The sequence below is a fragment of the Kocuria sp. CH-021 genome, assembly GCF_049716185.1.
Classification (GTDB): domain Bacteria; phylum Actinomycetota; class Actinomycetes; order Actinomycetales; family Micrococcaceae; genus Kocuria; species Kocuria cellulosilytica.
The window spans coordinates 75976-94680 of sequence record NZ_JBNAFK010000009.1 but is presented as its reverse complement, the minus strand read 5'-3'; the positions used below and the strand labels follow the sequence as shown (position 1 = coordinate 94680).

The following is an 18705-nucleotide window of genomic DNA, read 5'->3' as shown; positions in this document are numbered from 1 at the left end:
GGCGGGACGGGTCAGCCGGTGACCTCGATCAGGCCGCGGGCTCCCCGCTCGGCCTCCACGAGGGAGTGGTTGACGAAGGGGTAGGTGCCCGGCTCGGTGAACTCCAGCTCCACGAAGCCCCCCTGGGCGGGGGCGAGGTCGAGGGCCTGGGCCCCGCCGGACCCCGCGCCGCCGGGCTCCAGGAGGTAGGCGCCCTCCTTGTGCACGGTGTCGAACTGACCGCCCACCACGTGGAAGCTCAGCCCCGTGGACGGACCGGCCGCGAGGACCCGGATCCGCACCCGCTCGCCGGTGCGGGCGGTCAGCGGCTCGTGCAGGTACTGGGTGGCGTGCCCGTTGAAGACCGTCAGGCTGGGCACCCCGCCCGGGATCCTGGCGGGGTCCACGACCGCGTCCACCCCCACGCCGGTCCCGTCGCCGGCGGTCTCCTCGGGCGGGCCCAGGTACGTCTCGTTCTGCACGAGGAGCCAGTCGTGGTCCACCTCGGGGAGCCCCGGCGGGTCGATCACCACGGCGCCGAACATGCCCGCCGCCACGTGCGTGCTCATCGGGGCGGTGGAGCAGTGGTAGAGCCAGATGCCCGAGCGCACCGCCTCGAAGCGGTAGACGAGGGACTCCCCCGGGGCGACGGTGCGCATGTTCTCGTCGGGCGCCACCGTGCCGGCGTGGAAGTCCACCGAGTGCCCCATCGTGCCGCCGTTGCGCAGCGTGATCTCGAAGACGTCGCCGACCTCCCCGTGCAGCGTGGGGCCCATGTAGCGGCCGTTGTACGTCCACGCCCGCATGCGGACGCCGGGGGCGATCTCGTGCTCGCCCTCGGAGACGTCGAGGTCCACGCGGTGCACCCGCCGGCCGTCCTCCAGCACACCCTCCCCGACGGGCTCGAGCACGGGGGAGCGGACCTCGGCGTCCGCTCCCGGGGCGGCCGCGAGGTCCGCCCCGGCGGCCGGATCGGTGCCGGCCGGGACCGGTCCGGGCGCGCCCTGCTCCGGTCCGGCCGCGGCGCCGGGAGCGCCGTCCGCGCCGACCGCGACCACGTCGAGGGTCATGCCCATGCTGCGGTGCCCGACGATCGAGCACCACCCCTCCAGGGAGCCGTCGACCACGCCGGCCTCCACGGTCACCGTCCGCCCGGGGGCGACGCGCCCGGAGCTCGTGCCGGAGGCCAGGACGAGGTCGTGGACGTTGGTCGGGTCCTCGTTCGTGAGCTCGATCACGAGCTCGTCGCCGAGCGGGACCTCCACCGTGGCGGGCTCGAAGCGCATTCCCTCCCGGGCGCTGACCTGCACGGTGGTCGTCCCGCCCGTGGCCGGGGCCCCGGAGCCGCCGCCTCGCAGGTCGAAGCCTGCCGCGGCGGGGTTCGCGGCGATGCCCGCCGCGACGCCCAGGGCCACCACCAGCACTCCGGCCAGCGCCTCGCGGGCCGGCCGCGGAGGCGCGGCGGGGGCGACGGCCTCCGGTGCGGGCGCCGGCTCCCCGGTCCGGCGGGCCACGGCGGCCCGGCGCCCCGCCACCGAGATCCGGGCGGCGGAGACCATGAGCGGGACGAACGCGAAGAGCGCCGCGGCGCCCAGGAGGGAGACCACGGCCCGGACCCAGGAGGGCACCGTGCCCGGTGGGAGGGCGAAGAGCAGCACGCACAGGTTGACGACCACCACGCGGAACGTCCCGGCGCGGTTGATGGCCCGGTGGGCCGCCCGCACGGTCGCCGGGCCGCCTCCCATGGTCACCGGCAGGAGGTAGCTCATGGCCCCCAGCAGCACCTGGACCAGGAAGCCGGCCACGAACGGGACGGTCAGCTGTCCCAGCGCCGCCGCGTCGAACCCGCGCAGGCCCACGACGAGGGCGGCCGCGACCGTGGTGGCCGCCCACCACAGGACGCCGGCCGCCACGGACCAGCCCGCGTAGTCGGCGGGGCGGGCCCGCCCCGCGGCCTGCGCGAGCACCCCGACCACGGCGCCCAGCCCCGCCGCGTACACGACCAGTCCCGCCGCGGCGAGCGCGGAGGACCCCGCCAGCGCCGCGGTCCCGGTGAGCACCAGCCCGCCGGCCAGCACGGGCAGCGCGGCGGCGCCGACCCGGGTGGAGCGCTCCGGCAGGCGCGTGCGCAGGATCGTGGGCCACAGGGTGAGCACGGTCCCGGCGACGGTCAGGCCCACGAAGCCCAGGACGTTGACGGCCTCGTGGGCGAGGAGCAGGCGCGCGTGCCGGCCGGCGGCGGGGCCGGCGGCCAGGAGCGCGCCGAGGACGGCGCCGACCGGCAGCAGGAAGGCCGCGGTCACGTAGTAGCGCACGGTCACGGCGAACCGGGACGGCAGCGCCGTGCGCAGCTGCCGGAGCAGGGACGCGCCGTGCCAGGCCACCGCGGCGCCCACGGTGGTCGACGCGACGAGCACCAGGCCGTACCAGCCGGTGAGGAGGCCCACGACCAGCAGCGCGGTGCCGGCGTTGAGCAGCCCGATCCGGGCCAGCTGCCGGCCCCGGGCGTCGTCGGGCACCCGGTTCTTCAGCAGGGAGTCGGTGAAGTGCTGGGACCACACCAGGATCGAGTTGGTGACGAGCCCCAGGGTGACCACGTGCACCAGCAGCCACCGCGTCTCCGGGATCCAGCGGTGGAAGAGGACCACGAGCAGCAGGACCGCCATCCACAGGCGGACCGGCCGGCCGGCCCGGCGGTGCCAGGAGGACCGCCCTCCGGGGCGTGCGGATGCGTGCACGGTGCTCACCTGCTCTGCTAATTTGCGGATCAGATACCAGTATAGAGGGCGGTCGCCGCCGGACGTGCCGCCTACGATGGGGGCGTGACTGCCGAGATCATCGCGACCCTCGTCGCCGCCGCCCTGCTCGTCGTCGGGTGCCTCGGCGTCGTGGTGCCGGTGCTGCCGGGGTCGTTCCTGATCGTGGTCGGGCTGCTGGTCTGGGCGCTCACGGTCCAGGCCGTCGAGGGCTGGACCGTCCTGGCCGTGGGCTCCGCGCTGGCGATCGCCGGGATGGCCGCGAGCGCCGTGCTCACGGGGACCCGGCTCAAGCGCCGGCAGATCCCCAACCGCTCCCTCCTGCACGCCGCGGTCGGCGCCGTGGTGGGGCTGTTCGTCATCCCGGTGGTGGGGATCTTCGTGGGGTTCTTCGTGGGCCTGCTCCTGAGCGAGACCGCCCGCCGGCGCGACCTCCGGGCGGCGCTGGACGCCAGCTGGGCGGGCCTCAAGGCGGCCGGCCTGGGGATCGTCGTGGAGTTCGCGTGCGCGCTCGCCGCCTCCACGGTGTTCGTGCTGGGCGCGCTGGTGCTCTTCACGACCGCCTGAGCCCGGGCCGGGTCCGCGGTGCGGGCGGGACGGGCCGAGGGCCCGGACACCACGGGTGTCCGGGCCCTCGGCGTGCCGCGGCGGCTGGGTGCTCTGCGGCGGCTCAGCGCCAGGGCAGGGGGACCACCTCGACGTCCTGGCCGGCGGCCACCCCGCCCGGCGGGACCACGGCGATGACGTCCGCGTGCGCGAGCCCGCGCAGCATGTTCGCGCCGACCCGGTCCCGGGGGGAGACCGTCCCGTCCTGGAGGTAGCCGGGCACCAGAGCGGTGACCTTCTGGCCCGGCAGCTCCTCGGCCGCGGGCAGGGTGCGCGTGGCCGGGGGCTGGTCGCCGTGCAGCTTGGCCAGCAGGGGCTCGGCCACCGTGAAGATGCTGGTCATCGCGGCCAGCGGATTGCCGGGCAGGCCGACGACGAAGGGACCGTCCTCGGGCAGCCGGGCCAGGAACGTGGGGTGCCCGGGGCGCTGGGCGAGGCCGTCGAGCAGGAAGACCGCACCCAGCTCCAGGAGCGCGGAGCGGACGTGGTCGGCGTCGGAGTGCCCGGTCCCCCCGGTGGTGATGACCACCTCGGTGCGGGCGTCGAGCACCGAGGCCATGCCGGAGGGCGCTTCGGTCAGGGCGGAGAGCATCGCCTTGGCGGTGTCCTCGACGCGCCGGAGCTGGTCCACCGACCCGCCGAGCATCTCCACGAACGTGGGCAGCTGGGGGCCGAAGGCGTCCCGGACCTGGCCCGGCTCGGGGATCCCGTCCTCGACGACCTCGCTGCCGGTGAGCAGGATGGTCACGCGCGGACGGCGCCGGACCGGGAGCATGTCGTGGCCGCTGACGGCGGCGAAGGCGATGTGCGCCGGGTTGAGCAGGCACTCGGCGTGCAGGATGACGTCCCCTGCCGCGACCTCCTCGCCCGTGCGGCGGATGTTCTGCCCGTAGGGGATGTCCTCGGCCGAGGGGGCGTGGGCGGCGATCGTGAGCACGGTCCCCTCCTTGGACAGGTGCGCGTACTCGTCCCGCAGCACGGCCCGGGCCCCGGCCGGCACGAGGCCGCCGGTGACGATGCGGGTGGCCTCTCCCGGCTCCAGGTTGAGCACCGGCCGGTAGAGCTCCTTCGGCGGGATGGTCAGCATCTTGCGGGGATCCGTCTCCACGGGCTCGGGGAAGACCACCGTCCACGGCTGGGGGCCCGCCACGGCGTAGCCGTCCATGGCGGAGGAGGCGTAGTGCGGGACCGGGATCGGCGCGGTGACGTCCTCGGCCAGGACCTCGCCGAGCGCCTCGTGCAGGGGCAGCCAGTGGCTGGGCAGCGCGGCGGCGATCTCGTAGGAGAACTGCCGTGCCCGGTGCCACTCGGCGTCGTGGAGGGTCTCCACCTCCTCCGGGGCGCTCTCGGGCGTGCCGCTGTCGTCCTCGATGACGGGCAGCGCGTGCGTGTAGGGGCTGTTGGTGTCGTGGGGCAGGGGCAGTCCGGACATCAGTTCTCCTCGGGGGATCGGCGGGCGGCGGCGACGAGGCCGTCGACGGTCTGCAGGGCGCGGGCCAGGACGTGCTGCTCGTCCTCGCCCGCGGCCGCGGCACGGCCCACGTGGTAGCCGAGCAGGTAGGCGGTGGCCGGGACGGCGGGGCGCACGGTGCCGTGGGCGACCCGGCCGCTGAGGCCGAGCACGGCGTCCAGGGGGAACTCGGTGCCGGGCACGTCCAGGGCTCCGCGCACCGTCGTGATCCACCGCTCCAGGATCTCGTTCTCGGCCGGGCTCAGGTCCTCGGGCATGCGCTGCTCCTCCCGGGCGGTGGGCCGCCCGCTCGTGGTCAGGTCAGGTGGTGCCTCTGCACATCGTCCCACGTATCGACGTCCGCGGTGGCGTCCTCGGGCACGGTGACGTCCCGCAGGGGGAGCTCGCGCACGAAGGAGAACACGGACCGGTCCGCGGCGTCCCGCCCCGCGAACGCTCCGCGCAGCGCGTCGCTGCGGTAGAGGGCGGCGAGGGGCTGGCGGTGGCCGCCGGGCGGGACGCAGACGTGGCCGGCGGCGCCGGGGTCGCTCCGGGCGGCCGCCAGCAGGAGGGGCACCGCCCGCGACACCCCGGGCATGTCGCACGCCAGCGTCATGGTCCAGTCCGCGCCGGGCAGGTCGCCGAGGGCCCGCAGCCCGGCGGCGATGCCGGCCGCCGGTCCGGAGAACGGGGGGTCCTCGCGGGTCAGCAGCACGCCCTCGGGAAGAGCCAGGTCGGGGGGCCCGACGACGACGACGCCCGCCGCCTCCCGGACCGCGTCCAGGGTGAGCTCCAGCAGGGTGCGTCCTTCCCGCCGCAGCCGGGCCTTGGGCCGTCCGCCCAGGCGCGCGGAGCGGCCGCCGGCCAGGACCACGGCGTGGAAGACCGGGGCCGGACCCGGGGCGCTCATCCGGTCACCCGCCGGAGAAGGGCGGGAGGACGTCGAGCACCGCCCCGTCCGGGACGGGGGTCTGCGGGTCGGGGCAGGCCACGCCGTCGAGCAGGTAGCTGGACCGGGCCAGCACCTCGGCCAGCGGCGGCTGCCCCGGCGGAGGCTGCGGGTGCCGCCGCGCCAGCAGCTCCTCCACCTCCCGGCGGGGCCGGGCGGGCCGGTCCAGCGGCACGGTCTCGGCCTCGGTCCCGGCCGCGGCTCGGGCGGCCGCGAAGTAGCGCACCTGCATGTCGCCTCAGCCCCCGATCGCGCTCATGGAGCGCTCCGGCTGGACGTAGTCGGCGGAGTCCAGGCCCACGTGGTCCATCCCGTGGGCGGCCGGCTTGGCCCACATCGCGGCCCGCCAGCGCTCGGCCAGCTCCACGTCGCTCGCCCCGGCGCGCAGCAGCGGGAGCAGGTCGACCTCCTCGTGCGAGAAAAGGCAGGACCGCACCCTGCCCTCGGCGGTGATCCGGGTCCGCTTGCAGTCGGCGCAGAAGGGCTCCGTCACGGACGCGATCACCCCCACGGTGCCCAGCGGCTCGTCCCCGGCACCGGGGTCCCCGCCACCGGGGTCCTGCGCGGGGTCCGCGGCGGAGGCCGCGGGGCGCACGTCCCACAGCTCGGCCGGGGCGCCGTCGCGCCGGCCCGGGTGCGGGGACAGCCGGAACCGCTCGCCGAGCCGGTCGCGGATCTCGGCGGCGGTGACCATGTCCGCCCGGGTCCAGCCGTGGTCGGCGTCCAGGGGCATCTGCTCGATGAAGCGCAGCGCGAAGCCGCGCTCGAGCGCCCACGCGAGCAGGTCGGCGGCCTCGTGGTCGTTGACCCCGCGCATCAGCACCGCGTTGATCTTCACCGGGGACAGCCCCGCGGCGGCCGCGGCCTCGGCCCCGGCCAGGACGTCGGCGAGGCGGTCGCGGCGGGCCAGGGCCCGGAACGTCTCGGCGCTGAGGCTGTCCAGGGAGATGTTGACCCGGGTCAGTCCCGCCTCCGCGAGGCCCCGGGCGCGTCCGGCCAGGCCGATGCCATTGGTCGTCAGCGAGACCGGCAGCGCCGGGTGCGCGGCGCGCACCCCGGCCACGATCTCCTCGAGGTCGCGGCGGACCAGGGGCTCGCCGCCGGTGAGGCGCAGCTCGGCGATCCCGAGCTGCGCCACGCCCACGCCGACGAGCCGGACGATCTCGTCCGCGCTCATCAGCTGCGCGGCGGGCAGCCAGGGCAGGCCGTCGGCGGGCATGCAGTAGGTGCAGCGCAGATTGCACTTGTCGATCACCGACAGCCGCATGTCGGTGGCGCGGCGGCCGTGGCGGTCCACGAGCCCCGCCTCGGCCGGGGCGCCGCTCGGCGCCGGACCGGCACTGCGGACCTGCGGAAGTCCCAGGGAAACGCTCATGTCACCGCCTCGGTGGTTCCGTCCGGCACGCAGGGCTCCGGCGCCGGGATGTCCGCCCAGTGTATGCAGGCCCCGGCACGCCGGGAACGCCCCGTGCCGTCCCGGGCGTCATCTCCGGCGCACGGTCAGCCGTCGTCCCGCTCCGGCGGGGCCAGCGCGTCCAGCTGCCGGAGGGCCGCGGACCACCGGCCCTCCCGCTCGTCCGGCGTCTGCTCCCACCACGGCGTGCCGCGCTCGCCGAGGCCCAGCTTCGCGAGCCCCACCCGGTCCCGGACGGCCCGCAGCTCCTCCTCCGTGCCGTCCCTGCGCACCGTGCGGACGGCCGCGCGGGCCCGGCCCAGGTGGGACCGCAGCCGGGCCGCCGCGTCCGGGGGCAGGGCGGGGTCCTGGCGTCGCCACCGGCGCCCGTCCACCACGACCCACCGGCCGTCCGGCGTGTGCTCCACGTCCCGTCGCGTCATGGCCCCGATCCTGCCAGGCCGGGCTCGGCCCCGGCACCTACCCTGGGGGGATGAGCAGGCACGTGCAGCACCCGGTCCGCAGCGTCGACGAGCACCGCCGTGCGGTCGTGGACGCCCTGCGCGGCCTGCGGCCCCGGACGGAGACCGTCCCGCTGGCGGCCGCGCCGGGCCGGGTCCTGGCCGCGGACCTCGTGGCGCCCCTGAGCCTGCAGCCCTTCGACAACTCCCAGATGGACGGCTTCGCGATCCGTGCCGCCGACAGCCGGGCGGTGCCGGGGGAGGACGGGCGCACGCCGTTCGCCGTCGTCGCCCCCGTGCCCGCCGGCCACGTCCCCGGGCCGCTGGCCCCCGGGGAGGCGGCCCCCGTCATGACCGGCGCGCCGCTGCCGCCCGGTGCGGACGCGGTGGTGCCCGTCGAGGAGTCGCTGCCCGGGGGGTTCCCCGCACCGGGGACGCTCGTGCGGCTCCCGGCGGACCAGCCCGCCGGGCGGTTCGTCCGGCGGGCTGGCGAGGACGTCGCCGAGGGGGCCACCGCGCTGGTCGCGGGGCAGCGGCTCACGCCCGCCCGGATCGGTCTCGCGGCCGCCCTGGGGCTCGCGGAGCTGACCGTGCGCGCCCGCCCCCGGGCCGTGCTCTACACGACGGGCGACGAGGTCGTCGCCCCCGGCGCCGCGCGCGGACCCGCCCAGATCTTCGACGCGAACGCGGCGATCCTGCGCGCCCAGCTCGCCGAAGCGGGCGTCGAGGTGATCGGCGCCCACCTGGTCTCCGACGACGCCGGCGCCTTCGCGGCGCGCCTGACCGAGGACACGGCGGCACGGCCCGACCTCTTCGTCTCCTCGGGCGGGGTCAGCGAGGGCGCCTACGAGGTGGTGCGGCAGGTGCTGGCGCCCCACGGGGAGTTCGTGCACGTCGCGATGCAGCCCGGCGGGCCGCAGGGCCTGGCGGCGCCCGGCGGCGTGCCCTTCGTCTGCCTGCCCGGCAACCCCGTCAGCACCCTCGTGTCCTTCGAGATGTTCCTCCGCCCGGCCCTGACCGAGGTCGTCGGCGCCCCGGCACCGCGGGCCCGCGCCACGGGCCTCCTCGCGGAGGCCGTGCGGCCGCTGCCCGGCCGCACCCAGGTGCGCCGTGCCGTCTGGGACGGCGCCGAGGTGCGGATCGCGGGCGGGCCCGGCTCCCACCTGCTGGCCGCGGCCGCCCGGGCCAACGCCCTCGTGCTCGTGCCGGCCGGCGGGACCGAGCTGCCGGCGGGCACCCGGGTGGAGCTGCTGCTGCTGGACTGATCCGCCGGGGCCGGCCCGCCGCCGGGCGGCCCGGGGCCGGGGGCGCCTTGGTGTGCTGCCGCCGCTCGTTAGACTGGTCCGCGCCCCGACCGGACGATCGCACAGAACAGGTCCCCATGACGTCCCTGCTCGCCCCGCTGCTCCTCGCCGCCACCGCCGTGATCCAGGCGCTCGGCCGCTACGAGTACCACCAGAACGGCATCACCGTGGTGGGCCAGATGCTCTTCCCGATCTTCTTCGCCGTCCTGGCGATGTTCCTCGCCCGCCGCGGCGAGCGGGGCTCCTTCGGCACCGCGCACCTCGGTCTGCTCGTGGCCGGCGCCGTCCTGTTCGTGCTCACCCTGGTCGGGCAGAACGGCACCGTCCCCCAGCTCTACCCCTCCGTGTGGATCTACTACGCGGCCTTCGCGCTGCTGGCGGTCCAGGCCGCGCTGCGCATCGCGGGGACCCCCGGGCGCCGGCGCGGGGACGCCCCGGCCGAGGACCCCGCCCCGCGCGGCTGACCACCGCGGGGCCGGCCACCGCGCGGCTGACCACCGCGGGACCGGCGGCCGCGGGGCGGAGCGCTACCCGGCGGCCGCGGCTCCGCCGACGCGCTCGAGCACCAGTTCCGCCAGCTCCCCGGCCCGGGTCTCCGGCAGCCAGTGGCCGGCGTCGAGCTCCACGAACCGGTAGGGGCCCCGGACCTGCTCGGCCGTGAGCTCGGCGGCCCGCCGGCCCAGGGCGGGGTCCCGGCTGCCCCACGCGTACGTGGTCGGGACGTCGACGGGCCCGGTGCGCAGCCGGGACAGCGGCAGGGCGCGGTACCAGTTCAGGGCCCCGGTGAGCGCGCCGGGCTCCTGCATCCGGGCCGCGTAGCGGGCGGCGTCCGCGGCGGGCAGGCCGGACCGGCGCAGGAGGTCCTCGAGGCGCGGGCCGAGCAGCGCCTCGGGCAGGAGCGGCAGCTGGAAGGCCCCGACGTAAGCCGAGCGCAGCGCCTGCGGCGAGCGCGTCAGGGAGCGTGCCAGGGCCCGGGGGTGCGGCACGGAGACCGCCGTGAGGGACGCCACCCGGTCCGGCCGGCGGGCCGCGAGCGCCCACGCCACGATCCCGCCCCAGTCGTGGCCCACGACGTGCGCGCGCTGCACCCCCGCGGCGTCGAGCAGCGTCACGGCGTCCTGGACGAGCAGCTCGAGCCGGTAGGCGCGGCGGCCCCGCGGCCGTGCGCGCCCGGCACAGCCCCGCTGATCGGGCACGAGCGTGCGCAGCCCCGCGCGCCGCAGCGCGGGCGCCACCCGGGACCAGCACGTGCCGTCCTGCGGGAAGCCGTGCAGCAGCAGCACGGGCGCACCGTCCCGGGGTCCGTCGTCGCGCACGTCGAGGTGGAGGCCGCCGGAGGGGCGGCGGGTCGGCCGGTCCATCCCGTCAGGCTAGCCCGGCGCCGTCCGCGGACGGCGCCGTGGCGATGTGCTCCCCGTTCCGGCGAGGAAAGCAAGGAAATAGAAATTCATGACGGACCATGAATTCTGCGATTGATGCGTCATGAATTCTTTTTCACCGAATAGGCATTCATTGGTGCAGGAAAAAATCTCAATTCCCGATGCCTAATTGGATAGGTTGGCACCATGGTTGCCAGCCAGACACCGCCGGGCACCGACGGCCCCGCGTCCAACGCCCTGCTCAAGCTCGGGAAGTTCTTCACCCGCTGGGAGGAGTCCCCGGACGGCCGGGCCGTCTACCGCGAGGGCGGACGGGCCGGGGACGCCTTCTACCGGAACCGGTGGAGCCACGACAAGGTGGTCCGCTCCACGCACGGCGTGAACTGCACGGGCTCGTGCTCGTGGAAGGTCTACGTCAAGGACGGGATCATCACCTGGGAGGCGCAGGAGACCGACTACCCGTCGGTGGGCCCGGACCGCCCGGAGTACGAGCCCCGCGGCTGCCCCCGCGGCGCGGCCTTCTCCTGGTACACCTACTCGCCCACCCGGGTCCGCTACCCGTACGTCCGCGGGGTGCTCCTGGAGATGTACCGCGCGGCCAAGGAGCAGGTGGGCGGGGACCCCGTGCTCGCCTGGCAGGAGGTCGTGAACGACCCCGCGAAGCGCCGGGCCTTCCAGCAGGCCCGCGGCAAGGGCGGGCTGGTGCGCTCGAGCTGGCAGGAGGCCCTCGAGATGACCGCCGCCGCCCACGTGCACACGGTGAAGACCTACGGCCCGGACCGGTGCACCGGGTTCTCCCCGATCCCGGCGATGTCCATGGTCTCCCACGCCGCGGGGGCCCGGTTCATCAACCTCATCGGCGGCGTGATGAACAGCTTCTACGACTGGTACGCGGACCTGCCCGTGGCCAGTCCCCAGGTCTTCGGCGACCAGACGGACGTCCCCGAGTCCGGCGACTGGTGGGACGCGACCTACCTCATGATGTGGGGCTCCAACGTCCCGGTCACGCGCACCCCGGACGCGCACTGGATGGTCGAGGCCCGCTACCGCGGCACGAAGGTCGTCTCCGTCAGCCCCGACTACGCGGACAACACGAAGTTCGCCGACGAGTGGCTGCCGGCCCAGGCCGGCACGGACGCCGCCCTGGCGATGGCGATGGGCCACGTGATCCTGCGGGAGAACTTCGTGGAGCGGCGGGTGCCGTTCTTCGAGGACTACGTCCTGCAGTACACCGACCTGCCCATGCTGGTCACCCTCGACGAGCGGGAGGACGGCGCCGTGGTGCCCGGCAAGTTCCTCACCGCCGCCGACCTGGGCGGGGACGAGGCGGGAGCCTCCGACGCCGCGTTCAAGACCGTGCTGATCGACCGCGACGCGGGCACCCCGGTGGTCCCCAACGGGTCCATGGGCTTCCGCTACAACGAGCAGGACGAGGGGAAGTGGAACCTCGACCTGCAGGGCGTGCGCCCGGCGCTGTCCGTCACGGACGCCACCGCGGGGGCGGGGGCCACGAGCGTCGTGGACCTGCCCGCGTTCACCGACGCCACGAGGGAGGGCTCGGTGCTGCACCGGGGCGTGCCCGTCACGGAGGTCGCCGGGCGGAAGGTCACCACGGTCTTCGACCTCATGCTCGCCCAGTACGGCGTGGGACGGGAGGGCCTTCCGGGGGACTGGGCGGTCGGGCTCGACGACGTCGCGACCCCCTACACCCCGGCGTGGCAGGAGGAGATCACCTCGGTCCCCGCGCAGGCCGTGATCCGCACCGCCCGCGAGTTCGCGGCCAACGCGGAGAAGTCCGGCGGCCGGTCGATGATCATCCTGGGCGCCGGCATCTGCCAGTGGTACCACGGGGACGTCACCTACCGGGCGATCCTCGCGATGCTCATGCTCTGCGGGTGCCAGGGCCGCAACGGCGGGGGGTGGGCGCACTACGTGGGCCAGGAGAAGGCCCGCCCCATCACGGGCTGGGCCGCGATGGCCGCCGCCACCGACTGGACCCGCCCGCCCCGGTTCATGATCGGCACCGCGTTCTGGTACATGCACACCGACCAGTGGCGCTCCGACGGCTACTCCTCCGACTCCCTCCAGTCCCCCCTCGCCGAGGGGCACCTGAAGGGCATGCACACCGCGGACGTGATCGCGAAGTCCACCCGGCTGGGCTGGATGCCGTTCTACCCGCAGTTCGACGAGAACTCCCTCGACGCCGCGGACCGCGCCGCCGAGGGCGTGGCGCGCGGGGAGGCGCCGGACGAGGCGCAGTGGGTCGCCGACCGGTTGAAGTCGGGGCAGATGCGCTTCGCCGTCGAGGACGTCGACGCCCCCCAGAACTGGGCCCGCACTCTGGTGCTGTGGCGCTCCAACCTGCTGGGGTCCTCCGCGAAGGGCGAGGAGTACTTCCTCCGGCACCTGCTCGGCACCCACCACAACGTCATGGGCCAGGACCACTCCGCGTCCCGGCCGCGGGACGTGACCTGGCACGAGGAGGCGCCCGAGGGCAAGCTCGACCTCCTGGTCTCCGCGGACTTCCGGATGACGAGCTCCACCCTGCTGTCCGACGTCGTCTTCCCGGCGGCCACCTGGTACGAGAAGCACGACCTGTCCTCCACGGACATGCACCCGTACGTGCACGCCTTCACCCCGGCGATCAACCCGCCGTGGGAGGCCAAGACCGACTACGAGCTGTTCCGGCTGCTGTCCGAGGAGTTCTCCCGCCAGGCGCGGACCCACCTGGGGGTGCGCAAGGACCTCGTGGCCACCGCACTGACCCACGACACCCCCGGGGAGATCGCCCAGCCCGGCGGGCACGCGCCCGACTGGAAGAACACCGACCTGCCGGCTGTGCCCGGCCGGAACCTGCCGAACCTCAAGGTCGTGGAGCGGGACTACACGGCGATCGGGGACAAGTTCTCGGCGGTGGGCCCCCTGGCGGAGCAGCTGGGCTTCACCACGAAGTACATCACCTACGACGTCTCCCACCAGGTGGACCAGCTGGCCCGCCTGCACGGGGTCTTCGACTCCGGGGCCGCCGCGGGCCGCCCCGCCGTGGACACCGACGCGCGGATGGCCGAGGCGATCCTGCTGTTCTCCGGCACCACCAACGGGGAACTCGCGGTGCAGGGCTTCGAGACCCTCGAGAAGCGCACCGGGGTGGAGCTCGCGGACCTCGCCCGCGGCTCCGAGGAGAAGCGGATCAGCTTCGCCGACACCCAGGCCGCCCCGGTCCCGGTGATCACGTCCCCGGAGTGGTCCGGCTCGGAGACCGGGGGGCGGCGCTACGCCCCGTTCACGGTCAACATCGAACGGCTCAAGCCCTTCCACACCCTCACCGGGCGGATGCACTTCTTTCTGGACCACGACTGGATGAAGGACATGGGCGAGACCCTGCCGATCTACCGCCCGCCCCTGGACATGCACCGGCTCTTCGGCGAGCCGCCGCTCGGGGAGCGGGGGGAGCTGTCCATCGCGGTGCGGTACCTGACCCCGCACAACAAGTGGTCGATCCACTCGGAGTACCAGGACAACCTGTTCATGCTCTCCCTCTCCCGCGGGGGCACCACGGTGTGGATGAGCCCCCAGGACGCCGCGCTGATCGAGGTCTCCGACAACGAGTGGGTCGAGTGCGTCAACACCAACGGCGTCTACGTGGGCCGGGCGATCGTCAGCCACCGGATGCCGGCCGGCGTGGTCTACGTCCACCACGCCCAGGAGCGCACCATCGACGTGCCGAAGTCCGAGGCGACCGGCCGCCGCGGCGGGATCCACAACTCGGTCACGCGCATCCTCGTCAAACCCACCCACATGATCGGCGGCTACGCGCAGCTGTCCTGGGCCTTCAACTACCTCGGGCCCACCGGCAACCAGCGCGACATCGTCTCCGTGGTCCGCAAGCGCTCCCAGGAGGTCCAGTACTGATGCGAGTCATGGCCCAGGTCGCCATGGTGATGGCGCTCGACAAGTGCATCGGGTGCCACACCTGTTCGGTGACGTGCAAGCAGGCGTGGACGAACCGCGCCGGCACGGAGTACGTGTGGTTCAACAACGTGGAGACCCGTCCCGGGCAGGGCTATCCCCGCCGGTACGAGGACCAGGAGAAGTGGAAGGGCGGCTGGGAGCTCAACCGCCGCGGCAACCTCAAGCTCAAATCGGGCGGGCGCTGGGCGAAGCTCGCCGGGCTGTTCGCCAGCCCCGTCCAGCCCGAGCTCAACGACTACTACGAGCCGTGGACCTACGACTACGAGACCCTGACCAACGCGCCCGCCGGCACCGACTTCCCCGTGGCCCGTCCCAAGTCCCTGATCACGGGGGAGGACACCAAGATCGAGTGGTCCGCCAACTGGGACGACAACCTCGGCGGCGTCACCGAGGCCGGTCACCTGGACCCGATCGTGGAGAAGGTGCGCCGCGAGTCCGAGGACCGGATCAAGTTCGAGTTCGAGCAGACGTTCGCGTTCTACCTCCCGCGCATCTGCGAGCACTGCCTGAACCCGTCCTGCATGGCCTCCTGCCCCTCCGGCGCGATCTACAAGCGCGCCGAGGACGGGATCGTGCTGGTGGACCAGGACCGCTGCCGCGGCTGGCGGCAGTGCGTCACCGGCTGCCCGTACAAGAAGATGTACTACAACCACAAGTCCGGCAAGGCCGAGAAGTGCACCTTCTGCTACCCCCGGATCGAGGTGGGCATCCCCACGGTCTGCGCGGAGACGTGCGTGGGCCGGCTGCGCTACATCGGCATCTTCCTCTACGACGCCGACCGGGTCACCGAGGCCGCCGCGACCCCGGACGAGCGGGACCTCTACGAGGCCCAGCTGGACCTCATGCTCGACCCGCACGACCCGGAGGTGGTCGCCGCCGCCCGCGCCGAGGGCATCCCCGAGGACTGGCTCGACGCCGCGCGCCGGTCCCCGGTCTACACCCTGGCCAAGGAGCTGCGGGTGGCGCTGCCGCTGCACCCGGAGTACCGGACGATGCCCATGGTCTGGTACGTCCCGCCGCTGTCCCCGGTCGTGGACCTGCTCAAGGACCAGGGGCACGACGGCGAGGACGCGGGCAACCTGTTCGGCGCCATCGAGTCGCTGCGCATCCCGGTCGAGTACCTCGCCGAGCTGTTCACGGCGGGGGACACGCAGATCGTCACGGACGTGCTGCGCAAGCTCGCCGCCATGCGCTCCTACATGCGCGACATCGCCCTCGGTGACGCCCCGGACGAGTCGATCGCCGAGGGCGTCGGGATGACCGGCTCCGAGATCCAGAAGATGTACCGGCTCATGGCCATCGCCAAGTACGACGAGCGCTATGTGATCCCCTCCGCCCACCTGGAGGACGCGCACAACCTCGAGGAGATCGGCTGCTCCCTCGACGTGGAGGGCGGGCCAGGGATGGGCCAGACCGGTGTGTTCGGCGAGGCGTCCGGCCGTCCCACGCCCGTGGCCGTGGAGAACTTCAACGCCCTGCAGGCGCGGCAGACCGGGGAGTCCGCCACCGGGGAGCAGCAGATGGCCGGACGCGTCAACCTGCTCAACTGGGACGGCCGGGGGGCGCCCGCGGGACTGTTCCCGCCGCGCCCCGAGGACGGGGACCGGCCATGAGCCTGCTGGAGAAGCTGCTGGGCAGGGCCGGGAAGGGCACGCTCGACCCCGGGACCTGCACGGACCGGCACCCGCGCCGCAGCGCGGTGGCCCGGCAGGCCGCCGCCGTGCTGCTGGGCTACCCCGACCGCGCGCTGCTGGCGACGCTCCCGGTCCTCCGGGAGGCCCTCGAGGAGGTGGGCGCGCCCGTGCCCGAGGACCTCCTCGACTGGCTGCGCGCCCGCCCGCTCGACGAGGTGCAGGCCGACCACGTCCAGGAGTTCGACCTCTCCCGGCGGCACAGCCTGCACCTGACCTACTGGACCGACGGCGACACCCGGCGGCGCGGCGAGGCGCTCGCCGCCTTCAAGGAGGTCTACCGGTCCCACGGGGCGCAGCTGGACGAGACCGAGCTGCCGGACTACCTGCCGCTCGTGCTCGAGTTCGCGGCGAAGGTCTCCCCGGAGGACGGCTACGAGCTGCTCCAGCGCTACCGGCCGTCCCTCGAGCTGCTGCGGCTGGCGCTGCGCGACGACGGCCTGCCCCACCACGGCGTCGTCGCCCTCGTGTGCTCCACGCTGCCCGGGGTCTCCCCGGAGGACCGGGACGCGGCCATGCGGATGGCCGGCTACGGCCCGCCCACGGAGTCCGTGGGCCTCGACCCGTACGACCCCCGCCTGCTGCCCGTCACCGAAAGGAACAGCGCATGACTGCCACCGCCGCGAGCCTGCTCGCGCCCGGGACCTCCCTCCCCCTCGAGGCGGCGGTCCCGGCCGCCGCCGAGGTGGGGGTCGGCGACGTCCTGCTCTGGGGCGTGCTGCCCTACGTCGTGCTGGCGATCGTGATCGGCGGCACCGTCTGGCGGTACAAGTACGACCAGTTCGGCTGGACCACCCGGTCCTCGCAGCTCTACGAGTCGCGCATCCTGCGCATCGCGTCCCCGCTGTTCCACTTCGGGATCCTCGCCGTGCTGGCGGGCCACGTCATGGGCCTGATCATCCCGAAGACCTGGACCGAGGCCGTGGGGGTCACCGAGGGGATGTACCACTTCCTGGCCCTGAGCATCGGGCTCGTGGCCGGCGTGGGCACGCTGCTCGGGATCATCATGCTCATCTGGCGCCGGCGCACCACCGGGCCCGTGTTCATGGCGACCACCAAGAACGACAAGTTCATGTACGTCATGCTCGTGGCCGCCCTGCTCACGGGGCTGGGCACCACCCTCATCTCGGTGTTCGACCACTCCGTGCCCGACTACCGCCAGACGGTCTCCCCGTGGTTCCGCTCGATCTGGGTCCTGCAGCCGGACGTCGCCGCGATGACGGCCGCCGGGATCTCCTTCAAGGTGCACGCCCTGTGGGCCATGGCGCTGTTCGCGATCTGGCCCTTCACCCGCCTGGTGCACGCGTTCACCGCGCCCGTGCACTACCTGTTCCGCCCGTACATCGTCTACCGCTCCCGCGACGGGCGGTCCTCCTCCGGCCTGGTGCCGGTGCGCCGGGGCTGGGAGCCGGTGGGCACCCAGGACCGCGTGCGCGGCTCCTCCCGCCGCCCGGCCGACCGCGGCGGCACCCGCGCCGGCCGCCGCTGACCCCTCCCACCGACCGACCCTGCAGGAGCACCATGTCAGCCGCATCGTCAGCCTCCGCGGACACCGCCGCACCGGACCTGCGCTCGGGACAGCTGCGCAATCTGCTGCTCGCCACGGTGGCCTCCGCCGTCGGCTTCTGGGCCTGGACCATCGTCGGCCCGCTGTCCAGGCGCTACGCCGAGCAGATGGAGCTCGACGCGGGCCGGGTGGCGGTCCTGGTGGCCATGCCCATCTTCGTGGGCTCGATCGCCCGCGTGCCCGTGGGCGCCCTGACCGACCGCTACGGCGGGCGCACCATGTTCACCGTGGTCCTGGGCGTCACCGCGCCGCTGGTGCTGCTGACCGGTCTCGTGGGCCGGACCGGCAGCTTCGGGCTGCTCGTGGTGGTGGCGTTCTTCCTCGGCATCGCCGGCACGGTGTTCGCCGTGGGCATCCCCTTCTGCTCCGCCTGGTACGAGTCCCACCGCAAGGGCTTCGCGACCGGGGTGTTCGGGGCAGGCATGGTCGGCACGGCCGTCTCCGCGTTCTTCACCCCGCGGCTCGTGGCCGGGCTCGGCTACCTGGGCGCGCACATCGCCATCGCCGTCGTGGTCGCTGTCATGGCGGTGCTCTGCGCTGTGGCGCTGCGCGACTCGCCGGTGCACACGGCCAAGACCCCGGAGCCGGTGCTGCCCAAGATGAAGCACGCCTTCACCCTGGTGGTCACCTGGCAGCTGTGCTTCCTCTACGGGGTGGTCTTCGGGGCGTTCGTGGCCTTCTCCAACTACCTGCCCACCTATCTCGACAACGTCTACGGCTGGGACGCCGCCGCCGCCGGTGCCCGCACCGCCGGCTTCGCCCTCGCCGCCGTGGTCGCACGCCCGATCGGCGGGATGCTCGCGGACCGGGTGGGGCCCCGGACGGTCACGGTGGTCTCGCTGGTGGGCACCGCCGTGCTCGCCGTGGTGGTCGCCTTCCAGCCGGGAGCGGAGCGGGTCTACGGGCCCACGTTCCTGGCCATGGCCCTGTTCCTCGGCCTGGGCACCGGCGGCGTGTTCGCCTGGGTGGGGCGGGCCGCCCCGCCCCGGGACGTGGGCACGGTCGGCGGGATCATCGCGGCCGCCGGCGGCCTGGGCGGCTACTTCCCGCCGCTCGTGATGGGCGCCACCTACGACGCCGAGAACAGCAGCTACTTCGTGGGACTGACCCTGCTGGCCGTGTTCGCGGTGGCCGCCCTGGTGCTCGCGTTCACCGTGCGCAACGGGGGGAAGGTCGACGAGCGCGCTCGTGGATGAGC

Annotated in this window: 16 protein-coding genes; 8 read left to right on the top strand and 8 right to left on the bottom strand. The window is 74.3% G+C overall.

The features are described from left to right. Positions 1-11 precede the first annotated feature (11 nt). On the bottom strand, positions 12-2717 hold the full coding sequence (locus ACPYN7_RS08865; RefSeq protein WP_424347402.1) for a multicopper oxidase domain-containing protein: 2706 nt from the start codon (positions 2715-2717) through the stop codon (positions 12-14). An 84-nt stretch (positions 2718-2801) separates the two neighbouring features. Between ACPYN7_RS08865 and ACPYN7_RS08860 the strand changes: the two genes are divergently transcribed. Continuing rightward, complete coding sequence (locus ACPYN7_RS08860) at positions 2802-3302, top strand: DUF456 domain-containing protein (RefSeq protein ID WP_424347401.1); 501 nt, start codon at positions 2802-2804, stop codon at positions 3300-3302. 103 nt (positions 3303-3405) lie between these two features. On the opposite strand, the gene ACPYN7_RS08855 is transcribed toward ACPYN7_RS08860, so the two are convergent. The 6 genes from ACPYN7_RS08855 to ACPYN7_RS08830 all read right to left on the bottom strand — a co-directional run bounded on the left by ACPYN7_RS08855 (position 3406) and on the right by ACPYN7_RS08830 (position 7576). After that, positions 3406-4773: a molybdopterin molybdotransferase MoeA gene (locus ACPYN7_RS08855; RefSeq protein ID WP_424347400.1), complete on the bottom strand. Its 1368-nt coding sequence runs from the start codon at positions 4771-4773 to the stop codon at positions 3406-3408. Beyond that, positions 4773-5069, bottom strand: a complete 297-nt coding sequence (locus ACPYN7_RS08850) for a DUF6457 domain-containing protein (RefSeq protein WP_424347399.1) — start codon at positions 5067-5069, stop codon at positions 4773-4775. Before ACPYN7_RS08850 ends, ACPYN7_RS08855 begins: the two co-directional genes overlap by 1 nt. 38 nt (positions 5070-5107) lie before the next feature. Further along, positions 5108-5701 (bottom strand): molybdenum cofactor guanylyltransferase, encoded by a 594-nt coding sequence (mobA, locus tag ACPYN7_RS08845; RefSeq protein WP_424347398.1) that lies wholly within the window; start codon positions 5699-5701, stop codon positions 5108-5110. A gap of 4 nt (positions 5702-5705) precedes the next feature. Then, on the bottom strand, positions 5706-5972 hold the full coding sequence (locus ACPYN7_RS08840) for a MoaD/ThiS family protein (protein WP_424347397.1): 267 nt from the start codon (positions 5970-5972) through the stop codon (positions 5706-5708). A 6-nt stretch (positions 5973-5978) separates the two neighbouring features. Next, complete coding sequence (gene moaA / locus ACPYN7_RS08835; protein WP_058875201.1) at positions 5979-7115, bottom strand: GTP 3',8-cyclase MoaA; 1137 nt, start codon at positions 7113-7115, stop codon at positions 5979-5981. A 125-nt stretch (positions 7116-7240) separates the two neighbouring features. Continuing rightward, a complete protein-coding gene (locus ACPYN7_RS08830; RefSeq protein ID WP_424347396.1) occupies positions 7241-7576 on the bottom strand; it encodes a biopolymer transporter Tol in 336 nt (111 codons plus the stop codon). A 50-nt stretch (positions 7577-7626) separates the two neighbouring features. Between ACPYN7_RS08830 and glp the strand changes: the two genes are divergently transcribed. Both glp and ACPYN7_RS08820 read left to right on the top strand, forming a co-directional pair. Continuing rightward, positions 7627-8859: a gephyrin-like molybdotransferase Glp gene (gene glp / locus ACPYN7_RS08825; RefSeq protein ID WP_424347395.1), complete on the top strand. Its 1233-nt coding sequence runs from the start codon at positions 7627-7629 to the stop codon at positions 8857-8859. 116 nt (positions 8860-8975) lie between these two features. Further along, entirely contained in the window at positions 8976-9362 is a 387-nt protein-coding gene (locus ACPYN7_RS08820; protein WP_058875204.1) for a hypothetical protein, read from the top strand. A gap of 63 nt (positions 9363-9425) precedes the next feature. Here the strand turns inward: ACPYN7_RS08820 and ACPYN7_RS08815 are convergent, their stop codons facing one another. After that, the gene (locus ACPYN7_RS08815; RefSeq protein ID WP_058875205.1) at positions 9426-10259 is read right to left on the bottom strand and encodes an alpha/beta fold hydrolase; all 834 of its coding nucleotides are present in this window, start codon (positions 10257-10259) and stop codon (positions 9426-9428) included. A gap of 204 nt (positions 10260-10463) precedes the next feature. On the opposite strand from ACPYN7_RS08815, the gene ACPYN7_RS08810 reads away from it, so the two are divergent. The 5 genes from ACPYN7_RS08810 to ACPYN7_RS08790 are packed head-to-tail and all read left to right on the top strand — an operon-like array spanning position 10464 to position 18703. Beyond that, a complete protein-coding gene (locus ACPYN7_RS08810; RefSeq protein ID WP_424347394.1) occupies positions 10464-14189 on the top strand; it encodes a nitrate reductase subunit alpha in 3726 nt (1241 codons plus the stop codon). Continuing rightward, complete coding sequence (gene narH, locus ACPYN7_RS08805; protein WP_424347393.1) at positions 14189-15862, top strand: nitrate reductase subunit beta; 1674 nt, start codon at positions 14189-14191, stop codon at positions 15860-15862. Before ACPYN7_RS08810 ends, narH begins: the two co-directional genes overlap by 1 nt. After that, positions 15859-16551: a nitrate reductase molybdenum cofactor assembly chaperone gene (gene narJ / locus ACPYN7_RS08800; protein ID WP_424347392.1), complete on the top strand. Its 693-nt coding sequence runs from the start codon at positions 15859-15861 to the stop codon at positions 16549-16551. The genes narH and narJ overlap by 4 nt, the downstream gene beginning before the upstream one ends. Then, positions 16548-17429: a respiratory nitrate reductase subunit gamma gene (gene narI, locus ACPYN7_RS08795; protein ID WP_424347391.1), complete on the top strand. Its 882-nt coding sequence runs from the start codon at positions 16548-16550 to the stop codon at positions 17427-17429. Before narJ ends, narI begins: the two co-directional genes overlap by 4 nt. Before the next feature lie 32 nt (positions 17430-17461). Next, the gene (locus tag ACPYN7_RS08790; protein WP_058875213.1) at positions 17462-18703 is read left to right on the top strand and encodes an MFS transporter; all 1242 of its coding nucleotides are present in this window, start codon (positions 17462-17464) and stop codon (positions 18701-18703) included. The last annotated feature ends 2 nt before the right edge of the window (positions 18704-18705 follow it).